This is a genomic window from Micromonospora sp. NPDC048169, from assembly GCF_040652815.1.
GTDB lineage: Bacteria > Actinomycetota > Actinomycetes > Mycobacteriales > Micromonosporaceae > Micromonospora.
Window position 1 is genome coordinate 12,414 of the sequence record NZ_JBEZMS010000026.1, and the last position, 23,807, is coordinate 36,220.

Sequence of the window (23,807 nt, forward strand, 5' to 3'; positions counted from 1 at the left end):
CCTGGCTCCTCACGTGTCGTGCGGTAGTGGTGTGCGGGTCAGGGCAGCCGGGAGAACCACCGCAGCGAGCCGGCCGCGGCGCCCATCGCCAGGACCAGTCCGAGGCCGATGAAGCGGGCCGAGACGTCCTGCCGCTCGGTGCGGTAGCCCACCGAGGTGCCGATGTCCTCGTAGACGTCCTTCAGCTCGGCGCTGGTGGACGCCTCGTGGAAGCCGCCGCCTGTCGCCTCGGCGACCGCCCGCAGCGTCTGGCCGTCCACCGGCACCTGGATCGCCCGGCCTCCCCTGTCGACCGAGCCACCGGGCGTGCCGAAGGAGATGGTGTGCACCGGCACCTTCGCGGCGACCGCCTGGTCGGCGGCCTCCATCGGGTCCATGCCGGAGGTGTTCGCGCCGTCGGAGAGGATGATGATCCGGGCCGGCGGCGGGTCCTTGGCGGCGGTGGCGTCCAGGCTCTTGACCGCGCCGAGCGAGGTGCTGATCGCCTCGCCGATGGCGGTGCCCTGCACGCCGGTGATGCCCTCGGCCAGCCGCCCGATGCCGTCGTGCAGCGCCTCCCGGTCGGTGCTCGGCGGCACCAGCACCGCCGCGCTGCCGGCGAACGCGACGAGGCCGACGTTGAACTCGTCGGGCAGCCCGTCGACGAACCGCCGGCCCGCCTCCTTGGCCGCCGTCAACCGGTCCGGGTCCACGTCACCGGCGAGCATCGAGGTGGAGACGTCCACCGCGACCATCACCGTGGCCCGCTCCCGGGGCACCCGCACCTCCGCCTCGGGCCGGGCGAACCCGACCACGAGCAGCGCCAGCATGGCGAGGAACAGGCCCGCCGGGACGTGCCGCCGCCAGGCCGGGCGGCGCGGTGCGACCCGGTCGAGCAGGCGCAGGTTGGTGAAGCGCACCGCGTACCGGCTCTGCCGCCGTTGCAGCACCAGGTAGCCGGCGACCAGGGCGACGACGGCGAGCAACAGCCAGAGGCGGGCGGGTGACTGCCAGGTCATGCGACACCTCCGCGGGCCGCGGCCGGCACGGTGGCCAGCCGGCGCTGCTCGTGCACGTACCGGACGACGTCCGCGCACCAGTCCCGGTCGGTGCGCAGCGCCAGGTGGGTGGCGCCGGCCCGGCGCAGCGTGCGGCGTACCTGGTCGCGCTGCTCGGCGGCGGCGTGCGCGTACCGCTCGCGCAGGGCCGGGTCGCCGGTCCACACCTCGCGGTGCCGGCCGCTCTCCGGGTCGACCAGCGTGACCAGGCCGACGTCCGGCAGCTCCAGCTCACGCGGGTCGGTCACCTCGACCGCGAGCACCTGGTGCCGGACCGCGAGGCGGCGCAGCGCCGCGGCCCAGGGCGGCGGCGCGGCGTCCGGGTCGTCGGGCAGCTCGTCGAGGAAGTCGGAGACGATCACCACGAGCCCGCGCCGGGTGGCCACGCGCTGGAGGCCGTCCAGCCCGTCGACCAGGCCCGGCGCCGCGTCCGTCCGGCCCGCGCCGACCGCGCCGACGCCGTCGGAGTCCGGCAACTCGCCGGTACGCGGGGCGCCGAGCAGCGCGCGGAGCAGCCCGAGCAGATGGGTACGCCCGCTGCGGGCCGGGAACCGGCGCAGCCCGTCCGGGGTGAGCACCTGGGCGCCGAGCCGGTTGCCGACTCCGGCGGTGAGGAAGCCGATCGCCGCCACGGCGGCCACCGCGAGTTCCCGTTTGTCCAGCGTGGACGTCCCGTACTCCATGCTGGGGCTGGCGTCGACGAGCAGCCAGGTGGTCAGTTCCCGGTCCGCGTCGACCTCCCGTACGTGCGGAACCGTGGTCCGGGCGGTGACCGCCCAGTCCATCCGGCGTACCTCGTCCTCACCGGGCCGGTACTCGCGGCTGCCGGCCGCCTCGCTGCCGGGACCGGGCAGCAGGCCGCGATAACGGCCGTGCAGCAGGCCGTCGAGCCGCCGGGTCACAGTCAGCTCCAACCGGCGCAGCCGCTGGTCCGGGGCGAGATCGGCGAGCCCGGGTTCGGCCGCGCCGGTCATGCCGCCGCCAGGTCGGACACCGTCTCCGTGGGCCCGTTCACCAGCCGGGGCGGCGGCACCGCCTCGATCACCCGGCGCACCACGTCCTCGCCGGAGATCCCGTCGGCGATGGCGTCGAAGGAGAGCACGAGCCGGTGCGCCAGTACGTCCACAGCCAGTTCCCTGATGTCCTCGGGGAGCACGTAGTCCCGGCCGTGGATGAGCGCCTGGGCGCGGGCGGCGGCGACCAGGCCGAGCGTGGCCCGGGGGCTGGCCCCGTACGCCAGCAGGGGCACGACGTCGGCCAGGCCGAAGCGCTGCGGGTCGCGGGTGGCGAGGATGAGGCGGACCACGTACTCGGCGAGCGCGTGGTGGACGAAGACGTCGGTGGCGCGGCGCTGGAGGTCGCGCAGCCGGACCGGATCGAGCACGGTACGCGCGGTGGGTCGCGCGGTGCTCATCCGGTAGAGGATGGCCAGCTCGTCGGCGTCGCTCGGGTAGTCGACCACGACCTTCATCAGGAAGCGGTCGCGCTGTGCCTCGGGGAGCTGGTAGACGCCCTCGGACTCGATCGGGTTCTGGGTGGCCAGGACCAGGAACGGGTCCGGCACCGGCCAGCTCCGGCCGGCGATGGAGACCTGCCGCTCGGCCATCGCCTCGAGCAGCGCCGACTGCACCTTGGCCGGGGCCCTGTTGATCTCGTCGGCGAGCACCAGGTTCGCCATGATCGGCCCCAGCTCCACGTCGAACTGTTCGGTGGAGGCGCGGTAGATGCGCGTGCCGACGATGTCGGAGGGAACCAGGTCGGGGGTGAACTGGATGCGGGAGAACGTGCCACCGACCACTGTGGCGAGCGTCTGCGCCGCCAGCGTCTTCGCCACCCCCGGTACGCCCTCCAGCAGGCAGTGCCCGTCGGCGATCAGGGCGGTGAGCAGGCGGTCGACGAGCCGATCCTGCCCGACGATCACGCGTTTGACCTCGGCGAGGGTCTGTTCCAGCTCGACGCCGCTCGCGTCGGCATCGACCGGGCTGGGCACGCTGGCGCGGGTGTCCGAGATGTCCGTCACGGTGCTTGCTTCCCGTGCCGGACCGGCGACAAACGTCGGATTATCGGCCCCTGGGCGGTGGTCGCCGGGCCGGACCGGCAGCATCTCCCCAGCCGGGGCGCAACGGCACGAACCGGCGCGGCACCGGCCGGACCGGCACGGAACACACCGGCCCCCGCCGGAGCGGAGGCCGGTGCGGGGTGGGGCCTGTCAGTTGGCGATGACCAGGTGGAACGGCCGGTCCGCGGCACCGCCGGTGGAGTTGCGCGTCTGCACGAAGACCGCGTTCGGGGTCAGCGTGCGGGGCGCGACCGACACCTCACCGGCCGGCGGCACGTTCGCCGTGTCGTTGGTGCCGATGGTCGCCACGTACGCCTTGGCGGACACGTTGTAGTCCAGCAGCACCTGGTACTGCCCGGGGGACACCCCGGTGCCCGGGGCGAACCGGAACGCGGACACCACGTTGCCGGAGTGCTGCAGCAGCGTCCCGTTGGCCGCGACGACGGCCCAGGCGACCTGCCCGGCGGCGGGCGGGGCCAGGGTGGCCCGCATGGCGGTGCGGGCGGCCTGCCGCTCGACGGCGGTCACCGGCGGCTGCGCCGTGGCGTGCCGGACGCCGGGCTGCGGCTTCGCCTCCGGCTGGGCGGCCGCGGCGATCCCGCCACCGGCCAGGCTGAGCGACAGCGCGGCGAGCGCCACCACCGTCGCCTTTCGCTTGAAGAATGTGGCCATGAGTTCTCCCTTGGTAGGCCGTGGTGATACGGCGACTGCGCGCGTCGAATTGCGGATCATCGGGATTCCGCCGGGAGCGCACCGCTCGTGAGCTGGCCTTACTACAGAGAGTCGCGACATCTCAATCAGGTGGAACCTAGCACCGGAAAATGCGGGGGGTCAATAGCGTCATTGCGTGTCCGAGCCACGGGAAAGATGCTCAAAATTGCGAGGAACAATTCGCGAAATTGTTTCGGAGGGCGTCGCGCCGGCGTCGCCCCGGGTAGTCTGACCGCCATGATCACCATGTCGGGGCCGCCCCGGGGCGGACGCCCGGCCACTGCCGCGTGCTGGCTCGCTGTCGCGCCGGTCGCCGCGTGGGCGCTGATCCGCCTGACCGGGCTGGAACGCGGTCCGCTGGTCCAGGCGATCGCCTTCACGCCGTACGTGGCCGCCACGGCCCCGGTGGTGGCGCTGGCGGCGCTCGCCCTGCGGCGACGTGCCCCGGCGGCGGTAGCGGTGCTGGCCGCGCTGGCGCTGATCGGCGCGGTGGCGCCCCGCGCGATACCCGGCGACCGGCCCGCCGCAGACGGGCCGACGGTACGCCTGCTCACCGCCAACCTGCGCCTCGGCTCGGCCGATCCGGCCGCGCTGGTGGACCTGGTCCGCAGGCGGCGGGTGGACGTGCTCACGGTGCAGGAACTCACCCCGCCGCTGGCCGCCGAGCTGGACCGGCTCGGCCTGGCCACGCTGCTGCCGCACCGGTCGTCGAACCCGGAGGTCGGCTCGACCGGCTCGGGCGTCTACGCCCGCCACCCGCTGCGCGACGGCGGTCACCGCCGCAACCAGGGCTTCTTCTTCACCCAGGCGTACGCGACAGTGGCGGTGCCCGGTGCGCCGCCGCTTCGCGTGGAGTCCGCGCACCCGGCCGCGCCGTACGCCCTCGACGTGGTCCCGGACTGGTGGACCGACCAGCGCGCCCAGCCACCGGCCACCCCCGACGGCGGGCTGAGCGTGCTGGCCGGGGACTTCAACGCCACGCTCGACCACGCGGCGCTGCGGGACCTGATCACCACCGGCTACACCGACGCGGCGGACGCGGCCGGAGCCGGGTTCGGCGGCACCTGGGGCCCGTACGACGGCGACCCGATCCCGCCGATCACCATCGACCACGTACTGGTGGACCGGCGCGTCGCGGTGGTCGCCGCCGGCACCTTTCCGGTGCCGGGCAGTGACCACCGCGCGCTGCTGGCCGAGCTGCGCCTGCCGGCCGGCTGAGTCAGGCGGCCGTACCGCCCGCCACCCGGGACCGGTCCAGGCCGTAGGTGAGCGCGTCGACGAGCGCGTGCCAGCTCGCCTCCACCACGTTCGGGTGCACGCCGACTGTGGTCCAGTCCCGGCCGACGCCGGCGGTCTCCACGAGCACCCGGGTGACCGCGCCGGTGCCGTGGGTGCCCTCCAGGATGCGCACCTTGTAGTCGGCCAGCTCGAACTCGCGCAGCTCCGGGTAGTGCCGGGCCAGGCCGACGCGCAGCGCCTCGTCCAGCGCGTTCACCGGGCCGTTGCCCTCGGCGGTGGCGATCACCCGCTCGCCGCGTACCCGGATCTTCACCGTCGCCTCGGAGACCACCGCGCCGTCCTCGCGGTGCTCGACGATCACCCGGTACGACTCCAGCGCGAACGGCCGGGCCGGCGCGGCATCGGGCAGCTCGGAGCGGACCAGCAGCTCGAACGAGGCGTCGGCGGCCTCGAACGACCAGCCGTCGGCCTCCAGCTCCTTGACCCGCCGGGTGACCTGGGACAGGGCGTCCGGATGGCCGGCCAGGTCCAGACCGAGCTCGCGGCTCTTGAGCTCGATGCTGGCCCGGCCGGCCATCTCGGTCACCAGGATCCGCATGTCGTTGCCCACCACAGCGGGTTCCACGTGGTTGTAGAGCAACGGGTCGACCTTGATCGCGCTCGCGTGCAGCCCCGCCTTGTGAGCGAAGGCGGCGGCCCCGACGTAGGCCTGGTGGGTGTCGGGGGCGATGTTGGCGATCTCGGCGATGGCGTGCGAGACCCGCACCATCTGTTCCAGGCAGCCCTCCGGTAGGACGGGCATGCCCAGCTTGAGCTGGAGGTTGGCGACGATCGCGAAGATGTCGGCGTTGCCGGGGCGCTCGCCGTACCCGTTGGCGGTGCCCTGCACGTGCCGGACGCCCGCCTCGACTGCGGCGATCGTGTTGGCGACCGCGCAGGCGGTGTCGTTCTGCGCGTGCATGCCGAGCAGTTCCGGCGCGATCCCGGTCCGCGCCACCAGTCCCTCGATCACGGCGGTGACCTGCGACGGCAGCATGCCGCCGTTGGTGTCGCAGAGCACGAACCGCTCGGCGCCGGCGGCCAGCGCGGTCTCCGCCACCGCTGTGGTGTAGCCGGGATCGAACCGGAACCCGTCGAAGCAGTGCTCCCCGTCGACGAAGACGCGCCGCCCCTGCGCCACCAGGTGCGACACGGTGTCGCGGATCATGGCGAGGTTCTCCTCGGCGGTGGTGCGCAGGGCGCGCTCCACGTGCCGCAGGTCCGCCTTGGCGACCAGGGCGACGGCCGGGGTCTGCGCGTCGAGCAGGCCGCGCACCTGCGGGTCGTCCTCGACGGCGAGGCCGGCCTTGCGGGTGGCGCCGAAGGCGACCAGGATCGCGTGCCGCAGCGTCAGTTCGGTGCGGGCGCGGCGGAAAAACTCGGTGTCCTTCGGCACCGCGCCCGGCCAGCCGCCCTCGATGAAGCCGACTCCGAGGTCGTCCAGCAGGCGGGCGACCGCCAGCTTGTCGACCACCGAGTACGTGAGCCCTTCGCGCTGCGCGCCGTCACGCAGCGTCGTGTCGTACACCTGGAACGTCATCGGAGTCCTCTTCTCGTGCCCTGGGGAGCAAACAAAAAGACCCCCCGCGGGATGCGGGAGGTCTGCGCGCTCGGCGAGGGAGAGCCGGCGCGCTAGCTGCTAATGATCAGGACGAAGCTGGTCACGACACGTACTCTGCCACCCCACCCCGGTTTTTGGGAGGCCTAACCCATATTTCGGGACGACGACCCGGCCGGTGATCACCTTCACACACGGCGACGCCCGCCACGAGCACGAACCGGGCTCCGGAAGAATCTTGAACTGATCCAGTTACTGGCCCGGCGGTATCGCCGGGCCACGCTCAAGGAGGACCCGTGCTCACTGTCGGTGACCACTTCCCCGAGTACGAACTCACCGCCTGCGTGTCGCTCGACGCCGACAAGGCGTTCGAGACGATCAACCACAAGTCCCACGAGGGCCAGTGGCGAGTCGTGTTCTTCTGGCCGAAGGACTTCACCTTCGTCTGCCCGACCGAGATCGCCGAGTTCGGCCGCCTCAACGGCGAGTTCGCCGACCGCGACGCCCAGGTGCTCGGCGTCTCCGTCGACAACGAGTTCGTCCACTACGCCTGGCGCAAGGACCACCCGGACCTGCGCGAGCTGCCCTTCCCGATGCTCAGCGACATCAAGCGTGAGCTGACCTCCGCCTGCGGCGTGCTCGGCGCCGACGGTGTCGCCCAGCGGGCCACCTTCATCGTGGACCCGAACAACGAGATCCAGTTCGTCATGGTGACCGCCGGTTCGGTCGGCCGCAACGTCTCCGAGGTGCTGCGGGTGCTCGACGCGCTCCAGACCGACGAGCTGTGCCCGTGCAACTGGAACAAGGGTGGCGCGACGCTCGACGCCAACGCGCTCCTCGCCGGCGCCGGGGCCTGACCATGGGTCTGGACGCGATCAAGGCGGGCCTGCCGGAGTACGCCAAGGACATCCGGCTCAACCTCGGCTCCACCATCACCACCTCGACGCTGAAGCCGGAGCAGGCCTGGGGCACCGCCCTGGCCTGCGCGGTGGCGGCCCGCAACCCGGTGGTGCTGCGGGAGATCGCCGCCGAGGCGGCCGGTCACCTCACGCCCGAGGCGGTCACGGCGGCCAAGGGCGCGGCCGCGGTGATGGCGATGAACAACGTCTACTACCGGGCCAAGCACCTGATCGGCGACGAGCAGTACGCGTCGCTGCCGGCCCGGCTGCGGATGCAGATCATCGCCCGGCCCGACGTGGAGAAGACCGACTTCGAGCTGTGGTGCCTCGCCGTCTCGGCGATCACCGGCTGCGGCGTCTGCCTGGAGTCGCACGAGAAGACGCTGCGCGCCGCCGGGTTCAGCCGTGAGCAGGTGCACGAGGGGCTGCGGATCGCCGCCGTCGTACACGCCGCCGCGGTGACCCTGGACGCGGAGGCCGCCCTGGCCTGACCCACCGGCCCGCGCGGCCCGACCGGTCACCGCGCGGCTGACGGCCCGAGGGGCCGGCGTCACCACCGTGGCGCCGGCCCCTCGGCGTCGGCGGGTCGGCCGCCGGCGGGTTGGCGCCCGGACAGGGTGGGTAACCGTCCCGACTGACGACGGCGCCGCGACGGCCGCGGCCCTGGGGACGGGAGGCGGCACATGGACGGACTGGACCCACGCAGCACGCACGGCGGCACCGAGCCGATCCTCGACGACGGCCGGGGCGCGGTCGCCGGGGGCGCTCCGGCGGGCGCCTTCGACCCGTGGCGCTACCGCGACGAGGCGGGCGTCGCGAGCGCCGACCTGACCGGCTACAAGGTCGAGGCCACCGACGGCGCCATCGGCAAGATCGACCGGGCGAGCCACGAGGTGGACGACAGCTACCTGGTCGTGGACACCGGGCCGTGGATCTTCGGCAAGAAGGTGATGCTCCCGGCCGGCACCGTGAACCACGTCGACCACGACGCCCGCACCGTGCACGTCGACCGGGAGAAGGACCAAATCAAGGCCGCCCCGGAGTACGACGAGTCCAGCCACGCCGATCCGGGCTACCGGGACCGGCTCGGCGGCTACTACGGCGAGAGCCACTCGGCGCTGCCGCCGGACGTACCGCCGCGCATCTGACAGCTCGGCGACGGCCGGCGGGGACGTGCTGACGCCCGCCGGCCGTTACCGTGTCGGATGTGGACGCCCCGCAGAGCCCCTTCCCCACCCTGTTCAACTTCCGCGACGTCGGTGGGTACGCCGCTCGCGACGGGCGCACCGTGCGTCGCGGCCGCCTCTACCGCTCCGACTCGCTGCACCGCATCGACGAGACCGACCGGAGCGCGTTCACCGCGCTCGGCATCCGCACGGTGATCGACCTGCGCCGGCCGTCAGAGGTGGAACGCGACGGCCGGGTGCCCGCCTACGACGGGCTGGCCTACCGGCACATCCACCCCGAGCACGCCGACTGGGGCGCGAAGCGGTTCGGTGACTCCGGCGTCAGCCTGGCCCGCTACCTGGCCGACCGGTACGCCGACCTGGCACGCACCGGCACGGCGGGGCTCGCCGAGGCGGTCGGGCTGATCGCCGACAGCGCCAACGCGCCGGTGGTGGTGCACTGCGTCGCCGGGAAGGACCGCACCGGCATCGTCTGCGCGCTCACGCTCTCCGTGCTCGGGGTGCCCGACGAGGACGTGGTGGCCGACTACGCGCTCAGCACCGCCGCGTCGCGGCGCTTCACCGAATGGGTCCGCGCCACACTGCCGGACGCGGAGGAACCACCGCCGCCGTTCCTGGAGTCACCGGCCGAGACGATGGAGCTGTTCCTCGCCGAGTTGCGCACCGGCTACGGCTCCGTCGAGGGCTACCTGGCCCACGCCGGCGTCACCGAGACGCAGGTGGAGTCCCTCCGCACCCACCTCCTGGGCTGACCGCCGCGCCGCCCCGACCCTGCCCAGCGGTGATCAAGGAGTTGGTGTCCTCGTCCGCGCCGGAACCGGACGCAAACTCCTTGATCACCGCGGGAGGACAGTCAGAGGACGCGGGTGACCCAGCCGTGCCGGTCCTCGGCGCGGCCGCGCTGGATGTCCACCAGCTTCTGCCGCAACGCCGTGGTGGCCCGGCCCGGCTCGCCGCCGCCGATGAGGAACTCGCCGTCCGGGAAGCGCACGCCGCCGATCGGGGTGATCACGGCGGCGGTGCCGCAGGCGAACACCTCACGCAGCCGCCCGCTCGCGGCGTCCGCCTGCCAGTCGTCGAAGCTGACCGGTGCCTCCCGCACCTCGTGCCCGGCCTCGGCGGCCAGGGTGAGGATCGCGTCGCGGGTGATGCCCGGCAGGATCGTGCCGCCCAGCGGCGGGGTGACGATGCTGCCGTCGTCGTAGACGAAGAAGACGTTCATGCCGCCCAGCTCGTCGACGTACCGCCGCTGCACCGCGTCCAGGAACACCACCTGGTCGCAGCCCGCCTCGATCGCCTCGGCCTGCGCCGCCAGCGAGGCGGCGTAGTTGCCGCCGCACTTGGCCGCGCCGGTGCCGCCGGGCGCGGCCCGGGTGTAGTCCGGCGAGACCCACACCGTCACCGGCTTCACGCCGCCGGCGAAGTACGCGCCGGCCGGCGAGGCGATCACGCAGTAGAGGTATTCGTTCGCCGGGCGGACGCCGAGGAACACCTCGCTGGCGAACATGAACGGACGCAGGTAGAGGCTGGCGTCCTCGTGCTCCGGGATCCACGCCTGGTCGATCTCGACCAGGCGGCGCAGCGAATCCACGAACGCCGCCTCCGGCAGCTCCGGCATGGCCAGCCGGCGGGCCGACGCGACGAACCGGGCCGCGTTGGCCTCCGGGCGGAACATCGTCACCGCGTCACCGGTGCGGTACGCCTTCAGCCCTTCGAAGATCTCCTGCGCGTAGTGCAGCACCGCCGCGGCCGGGTCCATCGGGATCGGCGCGCGCGCCTCCAGGCGGGCGTCGTACCAGCCCTTGCCCTCGGCGTAGCGGATCGTGACCATGTGATCGGTGAAGACCCGGCCGAAGCCCGGGTTCGCCAGCAGGGCGGCCCGGTCGGCGGCGGATACCGGCGCGGGATTCGGACGGATCTCAAAATCGAGCATGTCACCACCGCTCATCGCGCTGACCTCCCTGCGGGTTCCCGGCGTGCGGGATCGCACGCCGACGTCACTGGTGCCAGAAACTTACCCCGAACGGTCGTTCAGCGGATAGCGCCGCCCCGGCGGACGCGACGCGCCGGACGGTCGGGGTGGGCCCGGTGACGGGTCTGGCGGCCCGGTACCGGGCCGCCAGGAGGGTCGGCCCGGTCAGGCTACGGCGTACGCGGCGAGCCGGTCGCCGACCTCCTCGGTGCGCAGCGATGCCCCCGGCGTACGCCCCGCCAGCTCGGTGCCGACCGCGGCGGTGACCCGGGCGGCGGCGTCGGCGTGGCCGAGCTGGTCCAGCAGCAGCGCGGCGGACAGCACCGCGGCGACCGGGTCGGCGACGCCCTGGCCGGCGATGTCCGGCGCCGAGCCGTGCACCGGCTCGAACATCGACGGGTAGCGCCCCTCGGGGTTGATGCAGCCGCTGGCCGCCAGCCCGATGCCACCGGTCACGGCGGCGGCGATGTCGGTGAGGATGTCGCCGAAGAGGTTGTCGGTGACCACCACGTCGTACCGGGACGGGTTGGTCACCAGGAACATCGCGGCGGCGTCGATGTGCTGGTATTCCGTGGTCACATCCGGGTGCTCGGCGGCCACCGCGGCGAAGGCGCGCGCCCAGAGCGACCCGGCGTGGGTGAGCACGTTCGTCTTGTGCACGAGCGTGACCTTGCGGCGCTCCCGGCGGCCGGCGCGGGCGAACGCGTCGCGGATCACCCGCTCGACGCCGTGCCGGGTGTTCAGGCTCTCCTCGGTGGCCACCTCGGCCGGGGTGTCCCGGTGCAGCGCGCCGCCGGCGCCCGCGTACAGCCCCTCGGTGCCCTCGCGGACCACCACGAGGTCGACCTCGCCGGGCTTGACCGCGGCGAGCGGACCGGCCACGCCGGGCCAGAGCCGGGACGGGCGCAGGTTGACGTACTGGTCGAAGGCGAACCGCAGTTTGAGCAGCAGACCGCGCTCCAGCACGCCCGGCGGCACGGTCGGGTCGCCCACCGCGCCGAGCAGGATGGCGTCGTGACCGGCCAGCTCGTCGAGGACGGAGTCGGGCAGCACCTCGCCGGTGCGGTGATAGCGCGCCGCGCCCAGGTCGTACTCGGTGGCCTCGATCCCGGGCACCACCGCGTCGAGGACCTTGCGGGCCTGCGCGACCACCTCGGGTCCGATGCCGTCGCCGGCCACCACCGCGATGTGTGCCACCTGACGCTCCTCGTCTCGTCGTTACGCGCCACGGTAGCCGTCGTCCCGGCTCCCGGTACGAATCGTCCACCATTCGGGAATCCTCAATCACAGGATGCTCCCAGCCGGCACTCATGGTGTGGTCATCTCCACTGCTTAGGGTCGGGTTCACCGGGTCGACGAAGCCCGGGACCGGCCACCGCCGTGACACGGCGGCGACCACGAGGGGGCAGGTGTCATGCGGATCGAGCACCGGCGGGCCCACTGGGCGGACCAACAGCCACGCACCCGCTGGGTCGACCAGTCCGCCTTCCGCCCGGTCCGCCCCGACCTGCACCTGGGCGCCAGCAGCCACCGCGTCGAGCGGCCCGGTGCCGGCGCGTCCGGCCGGATCAGCGTCCGGCACACGGTCAGCACCTCGACCGCCGACTACACGTTGCTGCTCAACGCGCCCGAGTGGCTGGGGCACCGGGTGGTCGGCGAGGCGCTGCGCGACGCCGTCGCCGAGCTGCGCGCCATCGACCTGACCTACGGCCCGAACCGGCCGGAGAGCCTGGTCTCCCGGCTGCGCCGCGACGAGATCAGCCCCGACTCGTACCCCCCGCTGGCCGACCTGGTCGACCTCTGCGCCGCCATGCGCGCCGCGACCGACGGCTGGTTCGACGCCTGGGCCGTGCCCGGCGGCTTCGACCCGGGCGGCCTGCTCGGCGGCTGGGCGGTGGAGCGGGCCGCGGCGCGGTTGCGCACCGCCGGCATCGACGACTACGCCGTGCTCAGCGGCGCCGACCTGACGGTACGCGGGCGCGCGGCGCACGGCGGGCCGTGGCGCGTCGCGGTGCACCACCCCACCGACACCAGGCGTACGCCGGTCGTGCTGGAGATGACGTCGGGCGCGGTGGGCACCTCCGGTGTCACCGGGCGGCGGGGGCACGTCGTCGACCCGCACACCGGCGAGCCGACCGATCGCCTGTCGGCCGCCACCGTGATCGGTCCGGACCTGGCCGTCGCCGACGCCTACGCCACCGCCCTGTACGCCGCCGGACCGGCCGGGCTGGCCTGGTTCCGCCACGACTGCGAATACCGGCCGCTGTTCGCGCACCACCGGCGCTGATCTGCTGCCTGCCCGCACGACACCGGCCGGGAGCGCGATCGGCCCCCACGGTCTCGGCAACGACCGTGAGGGCCGGTCAGCGACGAGTGCGCGTGGCTCGCGCAATCGAGGGGTGCGGGCCGAGGGGCCGGGTGCCCGGCCGCGCCACCCGAAGACGGGCCGGGAATCGACTCAGCGGTAACCGCACCGGTACGCTAGCGAATCGACGCAACTCGACGCAAGAGTCTCCACAGCGGACGCCGGGTGAACGAAGTCGCGGATCAGCGGTGAACGCACGGTGGGGCAGAGGTGACGGGCGCGGGCCCGGGATGGCACGCTGTCCGCCGTGAGTTTCGATCTGAGCGTGTGGGCCCTGTCGAACGGGGCGACACCGGAGCAGGTGCGGGCGGCGGCGCAGCAGTGCCGCGAGGGCTGGCACGGCAGGCAGCAACCCGACCCGAGGCTTGTCGCGTTCTACCGGGAGATCACGGCGAGCTACCCCGACGGTCCGGCCCGGCCGGGCACGCCGTGGGAGGCGCCGCTGCACACGGCCGCCGACCACATCGAGATGAACCTGAACCCGGCCTGCCCCGATCAGGTCCTGCTGGACATCGAGCGGCTGGCCGGCGAGCACGACCTGATGCTCTTCGACGCCCAGGACGGTTCGGTCTACCCGCCACCGGCCCGCGTCCGTTCCTGACCCACGGGGACGACGAAGGGCCCGGCCGATCCGGCCGGGCCCCGATCTGTCCTGTCCGGACTACACGTCGCGCAGGTCGGCCGCGCTGGCCGCGACCGCCCCGATCGAGTCGGCGGCGGAGGTGAGCAGGTCGGCGCCGAGCGCCTGGTCGACGGTGAGCGTCATCAGCGTTTCGCCACCGGCCTCGCGGCGGGCCACCTGCATGGCGGCGATGTTGACGCCGGCCTCGCCGAGCAGCGTGCCGACGGTGCCGACCACGCCGGGCCGGTCGGCGTAGCGCAGGAAGACCAGGATGCCCTCCGCGCCGATCTCCACGTCGAAACCGTCCACCTCGGTCAGCTTGAACACGTCGCGGGTCCCGGTGTGCGCCACAGTGCCGGAGACGCGGACGGTACGCCCGTCCGGCAGCGCCCCGCGCACGGTCACCAGGTTCGGGTGGTCCACGGTCTCGCCCGGCGTGGCGAGCGTGACCTCGACGCCCCGCTCGGCGGCCAGGTGCGGCGCGTTGACGTAGGTGACCTGCTCCTCCACCACGGAGCTGAACAGCCCCTTGGTCGCGGCGAGCTTGAGCACCGACACGTCGTGGGCGGCGATCTCACCGCGCACCTCGACGGTGACGCTGGCGGCCACCCCGCCGGCCAGGGCGGTGAACGCCCGGCCCAGCCGCTCGGCCAGCGGCAGCAGCGGACGGACATCCTCGGCGACCACGCCGCCGGCCTGCACGTTCACCGCGTCCGGGACGAACTCGCCCTGCAGCGCCAGCTTGACGCTCTTTGCCACCGCGAGACCGGCCTTGTCCTGCGCCTCGTTCGTGGAGGCGCCCAGGTGCGGGGTGGCCACCACGTTGTCGAAGGCGAACAGCGGCGAGGAGGTGCACGGCTCCTTGGCGTACACGTCGACGCCGGCACCGGCGACCCGGCCCTCGGCGATCGCGTCGGCGAGCGCCTGCTCGTCGACCAGACCGCCCCGGGCGGCGTTGACGATCCGGACGCCCGGCTTGACGATCGCCAGCTCCTTCTCGCCGATCAGGCCCACCGTCTCCGGCGTCTTGGGCAGGTGGATCGAGATGAAGTCGCTCTCCCGCAGCAGCTCCTCCAGCCCGACCAGGCGGACGCCGAGCTGTGCGGCGCGGGCCGGCTGGATGTACGGGTCGTACGCGATCAGCCGGGTGCCGAACGCGGCGATGCGCTGCGCGAACAGCACGCCGATGCGGCCGAGGCCGACCACGCCCACGGTCTTGCCCTGGATCTCGACGCCGGTGTACTTGGACCGCTTCCACTCGCCCGCCTTGAGCGCGGCGCTGGCGCTGGCGGTGTTGCGGGCCACTGCCAGCAGCAGCGCGACCGCCTGCTCGGCGGCGGAGACGATGTTCGAGGTGGGCGCGTTGACGACCATGACGCCCCGCGCGGTGGCGGCCGGCACCTCGACGTTGTCCAGGCCGACGCCGGCCCGCGCGACCACCTTCAGCCGCGGCGCGGCGGCGATCGCCTCGGCGTCGATCTGGGTGGCGCTGCGTACGATCACCGCGTCCGCCTCGGAGAGGGCGGAGAGCAGGGCGGGGCGGTCGGTGCCGTCCACGTGGCGCACGTCGAAGTCGTACGCGAGCACCTCGATGGCGGCGGGGGCGAGTTCTTCGGCGATCAGTACGACAGGATTCATCGGTCCTCGTAGACGCTCGGTAATGGTTCGGCCTGGGACGCCGGGGCGCCGCACTGCGCCCTGCGCCGATCCGTGCCACGGCCGTCGGGTGCGCTCGGGCACCACACCAAGGATGGTAGGTGGCCGCCCGCCCGGCGTGTCCCGGACTGCGGGGTGAGGGCCCTCACACAGGCCCGTCGCACGCCTGTCATCCCCCGTTCACCGGGGACGGCACGGCACGAGGTGTTACTCACCGTGTCCCAGCACGTGAACGGATGCGGCCCGCGGTCCGACGCCGGGGAGAGCGTCGGGCCACGGGCCGCACGGGGGAGAAACTCAGGCGGTCTCGGTGATCGGCCGGTCGACCCAGCTCATCATGCCGCGCAGCTTCTGCCCGGTCTCCTCGATCGGGTGCGCCGCGCCCTCGGCCCGCCACTTGGCGAAGTTCGGCCGGCCGGCCTCGTCCTCGGCCACCCACTCGCGGGCGAACTCGCCGGACTGGATCTCCCCGAGGATCTTGCGCATCTCGTCCTTGACCCGCGAGTCGATGACGCGCGGGCCCCGGGACAGGTCGCCGTACTCGGCGGTGTCGGAGATGCTGTAGCGCATCCGGGCGATGCCGCCCTCGTACATCAGGTCGACGATCAGCTTCAGCTCGTGCAGGCACTCGAAGTAGGCCACCTCGGGCGCGTAGCCGGCCTCGGTGAGCACCTCGAACCCGGTCTGCACCAGCGCCGCCGCGCCACCGCACAGCACCGCCTGCTCGCCGAACAGGTCGGTCTCGGTCTCCTCGGTGAACGTGGTCCGGATCGCGCCGGCCCGGGTGCCGCCGATCGCCTTGGCGTACGCCAGGGCCAGACCGAAGGCGTTGCCGCTGGCGTCCTGCTCGACCGCGACCAGGCACGGCACGCCCTTGCCGTCGACGTACTGGCGGCGGACCAGGTGACCGGGGCCCTTCGGGGCGACCATCGCCACGTCCACGTCGGCCGGGGGCGTGATCAGGCCGTACCGGATGTTGAAGCCGTGCCCGAAGAACAGCGCTTTGCCGGCGGCCAGGTTCGGCGCGATGGCCTCGGCGTACAGGCCACGCTGGGCGGTGTCCGGCGCCAGGATCATGATCACGTCGGCCTCGGCCGCCGCCTCGGCGGGCGTGAGCACCCGCAGGCCCTGCTCCTCGGCCTTCGGCCGGCTCTTCGACCCGGCGGGCAGGCCGATCACCACGTCGACGCCGGAGTCGCGCAGCGACAGCGCGTGCGCGTGGCCCTGGCTGCCGTACCCGATCACGGCGACCTTGCGGCCCTGGATCAGGCCCAGGTCGGCGTCGTCGTCGTAGAACACCTCAACGCTCATTGACTTCCCTTTCGTACGGCGGTGCCCGTCGGCCCGTCGAAAAACTTGTGGGTACGGATCAGGCGGCGCGCAGGGACGGTCCGGCGGTGATGGCCCGCGAACCCCGCCCGATCGCCACGGTGCCGGACTGGACCATCTCCTTGATGCCGAACGGCTCCAGGTCGCGCAGCAGCGCGTCGAGCTTGTCCGGTGTGCCGGTGGCCTCGATGGTCAGCGTGTCCGGCGCGACGTCGACCACCCGCGCGCGGAACAGGCCGACCGTCTCCAGCACCTGGGCGCGGGCCGCGCGGTCCGCGCGGACCTTGACCAGCAGCAGCTCGCGCGCCACCGACACCTGCGGGTCCAGTTCCACGATCTTGAGTACGTTGACCAGCTTGTTGAGCTGCTTGGTCACCTGCTCCAGCGGCGAGGACTCGGCGTTGACCACGATGGTGATGCGGGAGACGTCCGGGTTCTCGGTCTCGCCCACGGCGAGGCTGTCGATGTTGAACCCGCGCCGGGAGAACAGCCCGGAGACCCGGGCCAGGACACCCGGCTTGTTCTCCACCAGCACGGACAGCGTGTGCATAGTCATTGCTGAGCCTTCCTCGTCATGCCCTCATGGCCCTCGCTGCGCTCGGTGCATTCGGTCATGACTACAACTCGTCCTCGTCGAACGCGGGGCGCACACCCCTGGCGAACATGATCTCGTCGTTGCTGGTGCCGGCGGCGACCATCGGCCACACCATCGCGTCCTTGCCGACCACGAAGTCGATGACCACCGGCGCGTCGTTGATCGCCATGGCCGCCTCGATGGTCTTGTCCACGTCGGCGGCGTTCTCGCAGCGCAGCCCGACGCAGCCGAGCGCCTCGGCGAGCTTGACGAAGTCCGGGATGCGGTGCTTGTGCGTGCCCAGCTCGGTGTTGGAGTAGCGCTCCCCGTAGAACAGGGTCTGCCACTGCCGCACCATGCCCAGGTTGCCGTTGTTGATCACGGCGACCTTGATCGGGATGCCCTCCAGCGCGCAGGTGGCCAGCTCCTGGTTGGTCATCTGGAAGCAGCCGTCACCGTCGACCGCCCACACTGTGGTTTCCGGCTTGCCGACCTTCGCGCCCATCGCGGCCGGGACGGCGTAGCCCATGGTGCCCAGGCCGCCGGAGTTGAGCCAGGTGTGCGGCTTCTCGTACGAGATGAACTGGCTGGCCCACATCTGGTGCTGGCCGACGCCCGCCACGTAGATCGCGTCCGGGCCGGCGATCTCGCCCAGCCGCTTGATCACGTGCTGCGGGGAGAGGGTGCCGTCGGCCGGCTCCTCGAAGCCCAGCGGGTACCGCTCGCGCAGGTCGTCGAGCTGGGCCCACCAGTCGGTCAGGTCCACCGACGGGTGGGCGGCCTGCTCGGCGGTGACCGCCGCGATCAGCTCGTCGATCACGTGCCGCGCGTCACCCACGATCGGGACGTCGGCGTGCCGGTTCTTGCCGATCTCGGCCGGGTCGATGTCGGCGTGCACCACCGTCGCGTCCGGCGCGAACGAGTCCAGCCTGCCGGTCACCCGGTCGTCGAAGCGGGCGCCCAGCGCCACGATCAGGTCGGCCTTCTGCAGGCCGTACACCGCGGCGACGGTGCCGTGCATGCCGGGCATGCCCAGGTGCTGGCGGTGCGAGTCGGGGAACGCGCCCAGCGCCATCAGGGTGGTGACCACCGGGATGCCGGTCTGCTCGGCCAGCTTGCGCAGCCCTTCGGTGGCGTCGGCCTTGAGCACACCGCCGCCGACGTAGAGGACCGGACGGCGGGCGCCGGTCATGAGCCGGGCCGCCTCGCGGATCTGCTTGCCGTGCGGGTGCAGCGTGGGCCGGTAGCCGGGCAGGTCGAGCGTGGGCGGCCAGGAGAAGGTCGCCGGCGCCTGGAGCACGTCCTTGGGGATGTCGACGAGCACCGGGCCGGGGCGGCCGGTAGCGGCCAGGTGGAACGCCTCGGCCAGCACCCGGGGGATCTCGTCAGCGGTCTGCACCAGGAAGTTGTGCTTGGTGACCGGCAGCGTGATGCCCTGGATGTCCGCCTCCTGGAAGGCGTCGGTGCCGATCGACGGCCGGGCCACCTGCCCGGTGATCGCCACCATCGGCACCGAGTCCATGTACGCGTCGGCGATCGGGGTGACCAGGTTCGTCGCGCCCGGTCCGGAGGTGGCGATGCACACACCGACCCGGCCGGTGGCCTGCGCGTACCCGGTGGCGGCGTGCCCGGCACCCTGCTCGTGGCGGACCAGGATGTGCCGGACCGTGGAGTCGTAGAGCGGGTCGTAGGCGGGCAGGATCGCGCCACCCGGAATGCCGAAGACCACGTCGACGCCGAGCGCCTCGAGCGACCGCACGAGCGAACCGGCGCCCGAGACCTGCGCGGTGGCGGTCTCCCGTACGGGCGTCTCGGCGTGCGCGGCCGCCGGAACGGCACGGCCGGGGCGGGCGGCGGGGTCGGAGTCACCGGCCGCGCCGGTGCCGGAGCGGGCCCGGCGGGCGGAGTGGGCGAGGGTCTCTGGCGTGGGTCTCGTCATGGCGGTTCAAAGCCTTCGGAAGTGAGTGGGTGACGCGCTTCTCAGGATGGGACGCGGAGGTCCCTCGGTGGTCCGACGGCAACAAAAAAGCCCTCGTGCAGGTTGCACGGGGCCAGCGCACTCTCGGTGGGAGAGTGCGCTCAGGTAAGTACTCGCGGCGACCGGTTCGACGACATGCGGCTAAGCCTGACGCATCTCACGCGATGAGTCAACTGATCCCACATTCTGGTTCACGGACGTGGGCGTGTCGCCCGCCGGCACCCCCTCCGCGCCCGGTGCCACCTGCGAAGATCCCCCCATCGGGGGACGCGGGGCGGGCGGGTTGTCGCGCAGCCGGGGCAACAGCGGAGACGGGGTGCGCGCCGGTGGGGCGGGCGGCGCCGGCGGCATCGCCGTGTGCCGGTTGCCGGGCGCCGTCGCCGCCTCCAGCATCGCCTCCAGGTGCTCGGCCGGTACGCCCCAGCCGAACAGCGCGCCCTGACCGAACCGGCAGCCGGCGGCCACCACCGCGGCCAGCTCGGCCGGGTTGGTGACGCCCTCGGCGATCACCTCCAGCCCGAGCTGGTGGCCCAGGCGCATGACGATGTCGACCATCGGGGCGAACGCCGGGCCGTCCCGGCCGACCGGCCGGACCGGCTCGTGCTCGGCGACCAGACTGTGATCGATCTTGAGGATGTCGATCGGCAGCCGCCGGAGCTGGCCGAGCGACGAGTAACCGGCGCCGAAGTCGTCCAGCGCGATCCGCACGCCGGTCAGCCGCAGCGCGGTGAGCCGCCGGATCAGCTCGTCCACGTCGGTGGCGACGGCGTGCTCGGTCACCTCCAGCACCAGCCGTTGCGGCGGTACGTGGTGCGCGCGCAGCGCGTCGGCGACCTGGACCACGTACTCCGGGGCGTGCAGCTCGCGCGGTGAGACGTTCACCGACACCCAGACGTCGTGCCCGTCGGCCAGCCAGCGGGAGAGCTGGTAGCAGGCCTGGTGCAGCACCCACGCGCCGAGCTTGGCGATCATCCCGCACTCCTCGGCGAGCGGGATGAACTCGTCCGGCCGCACGTTGCCCAGCTCGGGGTGCCGCCAGCGCAGCAGCGCCTCCGCGCCGACCGGCCGCACCGACGGCAGCGAGGCCACCGGCTGGAAGACCAGCCGCAGCTCGTCGCGCTCGATCGCGCCGCGCAGCTCGTGCTCCATCCGGGTACGCCGGCTCAGCAACTGGTCGTACGTGGCGTCGTAGCGCTCGATCCGGTTCTTGCCCCGCTGCTTGGCGTAGCGCAGCGCCAGGTCGGCGTTGCGCAGCAGCAGCTCGACGTCCTGCTCCCCCTGGCCGGCGGCCACCCCGATGCTCACCGAGAGGAAGACCGGCCCGTCCCGGTGCTCGTACGGGCGGCCGAGCACCCCGAGCAGGCGGTCGGCGACCGGGCCCGGATCGGCCGGCCCGGGCATCAGCACCGCGAACTCGTCGCCGCCGAGCCGGGCGGCCAGGTCACCCGGGCGCAGGTTGCCCCGCAGCCGCCGCCCCACCTCGATCAGCACCGCGTCGCCCACGTCGTGCCCGCGCATGTCGTTGACGTTCTTGAAGCCGTCGAGGTCGAGCCCGAGCAGCACGCACGGGCGGCCCGACTCGGCGCAGCGGTGCAGGGCACGCAGCAGCCCGCGGCGGTTCGCCAGCCCGGTGAGCGGGTCGGTGTGCGCCAGCTCGCGGAAGTGCGCCTCCCGCTCGGCCAGCCGGATGGCGTAGCCGCGTACGTCGCCGAGAGCGAGATACTGCCGGGTCACCAGGGCGAAGCCCTCGACGGTGCCGGCCACGATGGCGTACCCGTCGAATCCGCCGCCCTGCACCAGGTGGTACATCGCGGAGGCGGCCATGGCGAACATCGGCACGAAGGCGTACTCGCCGTCGCGGCGGATGAAGTCGACGTCGAGCTGCGTCAGGTCGGCGCGGCGCCCGGCGACGGCGGTGGCCAGCAGGCCGGCGGCGGTCAGCACGGCGCCGGTGAGCACCGTGCCCGGGCCGGCCTGGCAGAGCCCGGCGGCCACGGCCAGCCCACCGGCCGCCACCGCTGTCGCCCCGGCGGCGAGCAGCGTCAGCCACCCGCGCGGCGGCGCGACCCGCAGCACGACGATCACGGTGAGCCCGATGGTGAGCGCCGCGCTCACAGTGGCCAGCACGATCGGCAGGCAGGCGACCGGGGTGGCGTCACCGAGCAGCCGGGTCGGCTCGCTGACCGCCACCCAGCCGACGAACCAGAGCGCGCTGCCCATGATCAGGCCGTCGAGCAGCAGCCGGGCGGTGGCGGCCCGGGTCGCGGTGGCGCCGGGCAGCCGCAGCACGGCGGCACCGAGACCGAGCGCGGCGAGCGTCGTGCCGACGGCGACGAGGACCGCCCACGCGGTCCGCTGGCCCTGCCGGTGCGCCCAGTGGTCACCGGCGGCCAGCAGGCCGCCGAGGCCGATCAGCAGGCTGAGCAGGGCCGCCCCGGCGGCGCACGCCAGCAGCAGGTGGGCCGGTCCGCGAGGGCCGGTGCGGCGCCGCGCGGACACGGCGAGCAGCACCGTGGCGGCGGTCGCGGCGACCCCGCTCAGCGCCGCGACGGTGACCATCCCCGGGGACGACTGCACGGGTCAACTCTGCCGGATGAGCGCCTCCCGTGGGGCACCGGGTGTGCAACTGTTGGGACACAGGGCGCGCGCCGCCGGATCGCCGCGCGGATGGTGTCAGACTTGTCCTCATGCCTGAGCTGCGGTCGAGGACCTCCACCCACGGTCGGACGATGGCCGGCGCCCGGGCCCTCTGGCGGGCCACCGGGATGACCGACGACGACTTCGGCAAGCCGATCGTCGCCATCGCGAACAGTTTCACCCAGTTCGTACCCGGTCACGTCCACCTCAAGGACCTCGGCGGCCTGGTCGCCGACGCGGTGGCCGAGGCCGGCGGCGTCGGCCGGGAGTTCAACACCATCGCCGTGGACGACGGCATCGCCATGGGCCACGGCGGCATGCTCTACTCGCTGCCCAGCCGGGAGCTGATCGCCGACGCGGTGGAGTACATGGTCAACGCGCACTGCGCGGACGCCCTGGTCTGCATCTCCAACTGCGACAAGATCACCCCGGGCATGCTGCTGGCCGCGCTGCGCCTCAACATCCCGACCGTCTTCGTCTCCGGCGGCCCGATGGAGGCCGGCAAGACGGTGGCGATCGAGGGCGTCGTCCACTCCAAGATCGACCTGATCGACGCCATGATCGCCTCCTCGAACGAGGCGGTCACCGACGACCAGCTCGGCGAGATCGAGCGCTCCGCGTGCCCGACCTGCGGCTCCTGCTCCGGCATGTTCACCGCCAACTCGATGAACTGCCTCACCGAGGCGATCGGCCTGGCGCTGCCCGGCAACGGCTCGACGCTGGCCACCCACGCCGCGCGGCGGTCGCTGTTCGTCGAGGCCGGGCGCACGATCGTGGAGATCGCCAAGCAGTGGTACGAGAACGACGACGCCTCGGTGCTGCCGCGCTCGATCGCCGGCCGGGAGGCGTTCGAGAACGCGATCGCCCTCGACGTGGCCATGGGCGGCTCGACGAACACCGTGCTGCACCTGCTCGCCGCCGCCCGCGAGGCGGAGCTGGACTTCGGCGTGGCCGACATCGACGCGATCTCCCGCCGGGTGCCGTGCCTGGCCAAGGTCGCCCCGAACTCGCCGAACTACCACATGGAGGACGTGCACCGGGCCGGCGGCATCCCGGCCATCCTCGGCGAACTGGACCGCGCCGGGCTGCTGCACCGCGACGTGCGGTCGGTGCACTCCCCCAGCCTCGACAAGTGGCTGGCCGACTGGGACGTGCGCGGCGGCGCGGCCCGGCCGGAGGCGATCGAGCTGTTCCACGCCGCCCCGGGCGGCGTGCGCACCACCGAGCCGTTCTCCACCACCAACCGCTGGTCGTCGCTGGACACCGACGCGGCCGGCGGCTGCATCCGCGACGGGGAGCACGCCTACAGCGCGGACGGCGGCCTGGCCATCCTGCACGGCAACCTCGCACCGGCCGGCTGTGTGGTGAAGACCGCCGGTGTGCCCGAGGAGTGCCTGACGTTCCGCGGCCCGGCCAAGGTCTACGAGTCGCAGGACGACGCGGTCACCGCGATCCTCGCCAAGGAGATCGTCGCCGGGGACGTGGTGGTGATCCGGTACGAGGGCCCGAAGGGCGGCCCCGGCATGCAGGAGATGCTCTACCCCACCTCGTTCCTCAAGGGCCGTGGTCTGGGCCGGTCCTGCGCGCTGCTGACCGACGGCCGGTTCTCCGGCGGCACCTCCGGCCTGTCCATCGGGCACGTCTCCCCGGAGGCGGCCTCCGGTGGGCTGATCGCGCTGGTGCGCGACGGCGACGAGATCGTCATCGACATCCCGGGCCGGTCGATCGAGCTGAACGTGCCCGCCGACGAGCTGGAGGCACGCCGGGTGGCCGAGGAGAAGCGGGACCGCCCGTACACCCCGCTCGACAGGCAGCGCCCGGTGTCGGCGGCGCTGCGCGCGTACGCGTCGATGGCGACCTCGGCCAGCGACGGCGCCTACCGCCGCGTCCCCGAGTGACGTAAGGAAGGGCCCCCTATTAACGCCTCCGGTAGAGGAGGGGGCCC

20 protein-coding genes are annotated in these 23,807 nt (G+C 73.0%); 8 read left to right on the forward strand and 12 right to left on the reverse strand.

Annotated features, from left to right (window positions below; all coding sequences use genetic code 11):
- Window positions 1–38 precede the first annotated feature (38 nt).
- From AB0D28_RS21195 to AB0D28_RS21210, 4 genes are all read right to left on the reverse strand, one after another.
- Window positions 39–998 carry a VWA domain-containing protein gene (locus AB0D28_RS21195; RefSeq protein ID WP_357388164.1) on the reverse strand — a complete coding sequence of 320 codons (960 nt, stop codon included), beginning with the start codon at window positions 996–998 and terminating at the stop codon, window positions 39–41.
- Entirely contained in the window at window positions 995–2,011 is a 1,017-nt protein-coding gene (locus AB0D28_RS21200) for a DUF58 domain-containing protein (RefSeq protein WP_357388166.1), read from the reverse strand. The genes AB0D28_RS21195 and AB0D28_RS21200 overlap by 4 nt, the downstream gene beginning before the upstream one ends.
- A complete protein-coding gene (locus AB0D28_RS21205) occupies window positions 2,008–3,057 on the reverse strand; it encodes a MoxR family ATPase (RefSeq protein WP_357388168.1) in 1,050 nt (349 codons plus the stop codon). Before AB0D28_RS21205 ends, AB0D28_RS21200 begins: the two co-directional genes overlap by 4 nt.
- 189 nt (window positions 3,058–3,246) lie before the next feature.
- The gene (locus AB0D28_RS21210; RefSeq protein WP_357388170.1) at window positions 3,247–3,768 is read right to left on the reverse strand and encodes a hypothetical protein; all 522 of its coding nucleotides are present in this window, start codon (window positions 3,766–3,768) and stop codon (window positions 3,247–3,249) included.
- Window positions 3,769–4,044: 276 nt separating this feature from the next.
- Between AB0D28_RS21210 and AB0D28_RS21215 the strand changes: the two genes are divergently transcribed.
- The gene (locus AB0D28_RS21215; RefSeq protein ID WP_357388172.1) at window positions 4,045–5,025 is read left to right on the forward strand and encodes an endonuclease/exonuclease/phosphatase family protein; all 981 of its coding nucleotides are present in this window, start codon (window positions 4,045–4,047) and stop codon (window positions 5,023–5,025) included.
- Between the two features lies 1 nt (window position 5,026).
- On the opposite strand, the gene cimA is transcribed toward AB0D28_RS21215, so the two are convergent.
- Window positions 5,027–6,625: a citramalate synthase gene (gene cimA / locus AB0D28_RS21220; protein ID WP_357388174.1), complete on the reverse strand. Its 1,599-nt coding sequence runs from the start codon at window positions 6,623–6,625 to the stop codon at window positions 5,027–5,029.
- A gap of 314 nt (window positions 6,626–6,939) precedes the next feature.
- On the opposite strand from cimA, the gene AB0D28_RS21225 reads away from it, so the two are divergent.
- The 4 genes from AB0D28_RS21225 (at window position 6,940) to AB0D28_RS21240 (ending at window position 9,481) form a co-directional block, all read left to right on the forward strand.
- Window positions 6,940–7,500 carry a peroxiredoxin gene (locus tag AB0D28_RS21225; protein ID WP_030500869.1) on the forward strand — a complete coding sequence of 187 codons (561 nt, stop codon included), beginning with the start codon at window positions 6,940–6,942 and terminating at the stop codon, window positions 7,498–7,500.
- Window positions 7,501–7,502: 2 nt separating this feature from the next.
- The gene (locus tag AB0D28_RS21230; RefSeq protein ID WP_357388176.1) at window positions 7,503–8,033 is read left to right on the forward strand and encodes a carboxymuconolactone decarboxylase family protein; all 531 of its coding nucleotides are present in this window, start codon (window positions 7,503–7,505) and stop codon (window positions 8,031–8,033) included.
- Between the two features lie 192 nt (window positions 8,034–8,225).
- Window positions 8,226–8,690 (forward strand): PRC-barrel domain containing protein, encoded by a 465-nt coding sequence (locus AB0D28_RS21235; protein ID WP_357388178.1) that lies wholly within the window; start codon window positions 8,226–8,228, stop codon window positions 8,688–8,690.
- A 50-nt stretch (window positions 8,691–8,740) separates the two neighbouring features.
- The gene (locus AB0D28_RS21240) at window positions 8,741–9,481 is read left to right on the forward strand and encodes a tyrosine-protein phosphatase (protein ID WP_357388180.1); all 741 of its coding nucleotides are present in this window, start codon (window positions 8,741–8,743) and stop codon (window positions 9,479–9,481) included.
- A gap of 101 nt (window positions 9,482–9,582) precedes the next feature.
- Here the strand turns inward: AB0D28_RS21240 and AB0D28_RS21245 are convergent, their stop codons facing one another.
- Both AB0D28_RS21245 and AB0D28_RS21250 read right to left on the reverse strand, forming a co-directional pair.
- Window positions 9,583–10,677, reverse strand: a complete 1,095-nt coding sequence (locus tag AB0D28_RS21245; RefSeq protein WP_357388182.1) for a branched-chain amino acid aminotransferase — start codon at window positions 10,675–10,677, stop codon at window positions 9,583–9,585.
- Window positions 10,678–10,866: 189 nt separating this feature from the next.
- On the reverse strand, window positions 10,867–11,898 hold the full coding sequence (locus AB0D28_RS21250; protein ID WP_357388184.1) for a 3-isopropylmalate dehydrogenase: 1,032 nt from the start codon (window positions 11,896–11,898) through the stop codon (window positions 10,867–10,869).
- A 217-nt stretch (window positions 11,899–12,115) separates the two neighbouring features.
- Between AB0D28_RS21250 and AB0D28_RS21255 the strand changes: the two genes are divergently transcribed.
- Both AB0D28_RS21255 and AB0D28_RS21260 read left to right on the forward strand, forming a co-directional pair.
- Complete coding sequence (locus AB0D28_RS21255) at window positions 12,116–12,988, forward strand: FAD:protein FMN transferase (protein WP_357388186.1); 873 nt, start codon at window positions 12,116–12,118, stop codon at window positions 12,986–12,988.
- 325 nt (window positions 12,989–13,313) lie between these two features.
- Complete coding sequence (locus AB0D28_RS21260) at window positions 13,314–13,667, forward strand: hypothetical protein (RefSeq protein WP_357388188.1); 354 nt, start codon at window positions 13,314–13,316, stop codon at window positions 13,665–13,667.
- Between the two features lie 60 nt (window positions 13,668–13,727).
- On the opposite strand, the gene serA is transcribed toward AB0D28_RS21260, so the two are convergent.
- From serA to AB0D28_RS21285, 5 genes are all read right to left on the reverse strand, one after another.
- Window positions 13,728–15,326 (reverse strand): phosphoglycerate dehydrogenase, encoded by a 1,599-nt coding sequence (gene serA / locus AB0D28_RS21265; protein WP_357388190.1) that lies wholly within the window; start codon window positions 15,324–15,326, stop codon window positions 13,728–13,730.
- Between the two features lie 315 nt (window positions 15,327–15,641).
- Window positions 15,642–16,655 (reverse strand): ketol-acid reductoisomerase, encoded by a 1,014-nt coding sequence (ilvC, locus tag AB0D28_RS21270; protein ID WP_357388192.1) that lies wholly within the window; start codon window positions 16,653–16,655, stop codon window positions 15,642–15,644.
- A gap of 58 nt (window positions 16,656–16,713) precedes the next feature.
- On the reverse strand, window positions 16,714–17,229 hold the full coding sequence (gene ilvN / locus AB0D28_RS21275) for an acetolactate synthase small subunit (RefSeq protein ID WP_357388194.1): 516 nt from the start codon (window positions 17,227–17,229) through the stop codon (window positions 16,714–16,716).
- Between the two features lie 61 nt (window positions 17,230–17,290).
- Window positions 17,291–19,186 carry an acetolactate synthase large subunit gene (locus tag AB0D28_RS21280; protein WP_357388196.1) on the reverse strand — a complete coding sequence of 632 codons (1,896 nt, stop codon included), beginning with the start codon at window positions 19,184–19,186 and terminating at the stop codon, window positions 17,291–17,293.
- Window positions 19,187–19,366: 180 nt separating this feature from the next.
- Window positions 19,367–21,802: a bifunctional diguanylate cyclase/phosphodiesterase gene (locus AB0D28_RS21285; protein ID WP_357388198.1), complete on the reverse strand. Its 2,436-nt coding sequence runs from the start codon at window positions 21,800–21,802 to the stop codon at window positions 19,367–19,369.
- Window positions 21,803–21,912: 110 nt separating this feature from the next.
- Here AB0D28_RS21285 and ilvD point away from each other — a divergent pair, with 110 nt between their 5' ends.
- Window positions 21,913–23,760 (forward strand): dihydroxy-acid dehydratase, encoded by a 1,848-nt coding sequence (ilvD, locus tag AB0D28_RS21290; protein ID WP_357388200.1) that lies wholly within the window; start codon window positions 21,913–21,915, stop codon window positions 23,758–23,760.
- Window positions 23,761–23,807: the final 47 nt, after the last annotated feature.